Origin of the sequence: Nitratidesulfovibrio liaohensis (assembly GCF_011682075.1) — a bacterium.
In the GTDB taxonomy this organism is placed as follows: Bacteria; Desulfobacterota; Desulfovibrionia; order Desulfovibrionales; family Desulfovibrionaceae; genus Cupidesulfovibrio; species Cupidesulfovibrio liaohensis.
Window position 1 is genome coordinate 1 of sequence record NZ_VSMK01000443.1, and the last position, 2,160, is coordinate 2,160.

Annotated in this window: 2 protein-coding genes; one reads left to right on the top strand and one right to left on the bottom strand. The window is 70.0% G+C overall.

All coding sequences use genetic code 11. From position 1 onward, the window contains the following. On the bottom strand, positions 1-1,392 hold a 1,392-nt coding region (locus FVW27_RS13965), incomplete at its 3' end, for a cobyric acid synthase (RefSeq protein WP_167126177.1). 279 nt (positions 1,393-1,671) lie between these two features. Between FVW27_RS13965 and FVW27_RS13970 the strand changes: the two genes are divergently transcribed. Then, on the top strand, positions 1,672-2,160 hold a 489-nt coding region (locus FVW27_RS13970), incomplete at its 3' end, for an AsmA family protein (RefSeq protein ID WP_167126179.1).

Below are 2,160 nucleotides of genomic sequence, written 5' to 3' on the forward strand. Positions count from 1 at the left end.
CAGCGGGCCGCCGTCCTCGCGCTGCAGGAAGGGGAATGCCGCGCCCCCCAGGCCCGGCCCGGTGCCGCCACCTTCGCCCCATTCCGCCGCCACGGTGATGCCGTGGCGAATCTCGTACCCTGCCACCGGCAGGCCGCTGCGCGGGTGCACCCCCGCCGTGCGGCGCAGGGTCTTTTCCGCCGCCAGTTCGGTGCGCACCGGCAACAGGCCCAGCCCCTGTTCGCTGCCGCCGCCCTCCAGTTCCAACGGATCGGCCACGCACAGGCCCAGCATCTGCAACCCGGCGCAGATGCCCGCCACCACCGGCCCGTCCGGGTCGCGCGCAAGGCGCGCCAGCGCATCGACCATTCCGGAAGCACGCAAAGCCCGCAGGTCGCCGGTGGTATTCTTGCTGCCGGGCAGGATCACCGCGTCGGGCATCCTGCCGTCCGGGGCTGGCAGGTCCGCCGGGGTGCGGGCCACGCGCAGCCGCACGTCCGGTTCGCCGCGCAGGGCGTCCACATCCGTAAAATTGCTGATGTGCGGCAGGTCCACCAGCACGATGTCCAACAAGATGTCCGGCCCCGTGCCCGGCTCCTCCGGCCCACCTTCCGTCGCCACCCCGCCCCGCAGGCCGGGCAGCCCGTCCTTGAAGGTCACGGAATCCTCTTCCGGCAGGCCCAGGTCGCGCAGGTACGGCACCACGCCCAGCACGGGCCGCCCGGTGCGTTGCAGCATGAAGTCCAACGCCGGGTCCAACAGGCTGGCATCGCCCCGGAACTTGTTCAGCAGATAGCCCGTCACGTGATTGCGTTCCCAGTCCTCCAGCAGTTCCATGGTGCCCACCAGCGCGGCGAATACCCCGCCCCGGTCGATGTCGCCCACCAGCAGCACCCGCGCCCCGGCATGGCGGGCCATGGCCATGTTCACGATGTCGTGGGCCTTCAGATTGATTTCCGCCGGGCTGCCCGCCCCCTCGATGACCATCACGTCGTGTTCCGCCGCCAGGCTGTCGTAGGCGGCAAAGGCCGCATCGCGCGCCTGGGGCTTGTAGTCCACATACTGGCGCACCCGCATGACGCCCACGGGCCGCCCCATGACGATGACCTGCGAGCCCACGTCGGAACAGGGCTTCAGCAGCACCGGATTCATGCGCACGTCGGGGTCGAGCCGACAGGCCGCCGCCTGCACCGCCTGCGCCCGGCCCATTTCCAGGCCGTCGGGGGTGACGCAGGAATTGAGCGCCATGTTTTGCGCCTTGAACGGGGCCACGCGCAGGCCGTCCTGCAAGAATATGCGGCAGAACGCGGCGGCAAGGATGCTCTTGCCCGCGTTGGAGCAGGTGCCCTGCACCATAAGGGCCGGGGGGCGGGGGGCGCAGGTGAGGGGGGCGATACGGGTGTCGGAATTCATGGGCCAAGGTCTAGCGCGAATCGAACCGCTCCGCCAGAGCGCCCGCCCCAATTCGGTCCGGTTCGGGGCGCGCGCGGGACAACCGGCCCTGCCCGTCGGCGGATTCTCCGGACGGCGTACATCCCCCGCAGCCCCATGCAATTCGATCTCACGCCTTGCCCCAACATCCCCGGTGGGTTATCTTTAGGGAAGGCTCGGGCTTCTCTGCTTTTGCCGCTGTTCAGCGCGCCCCTGCCCGTGCCGCCGCCCCTTCGGCAACACCAAACCGGGAGCACCGCCATGAACAGAACGCTCAAACTCGTGGCCGCCGCCATCGGCGCCCTGGTCATCCTTGCCGGCGTGGCCGTCGCCATCGTGGTGGCCACCATCAATCCCAACGACTACAAGGGCCGCATCGCGGACGCCGCTCGCTCTGCCACGGGCCGCGAACTGGTCTTTGACGGCGACCTTTCGCTGTCCTTCTTCCCATGGCTGGGCGTGGCCTTCGGCCCCATGCACCTCGGCAATCCGCCGGACTTCCCCAAAGCCACCGCCCCGTCCGCTGCATCAGGAGACGACGACATCTTCCTGCGCATCAAGGGCGGCGGGCTGCGCGTGGCCTTCATGCCCCTGCTGTCCAAGCGGGTGGAGGTGGCGGAACTGATGCTGGACGGGCTGCACCTTAACCTGGTGCGCGCCGCCGATGGCCGGACCAACTGGGATTTCGCCAAGCCCGGCCAGGCCCCGGCAACGCCCGCGTCACCCGCGACCCCGGCGGCGCCCGCGCCC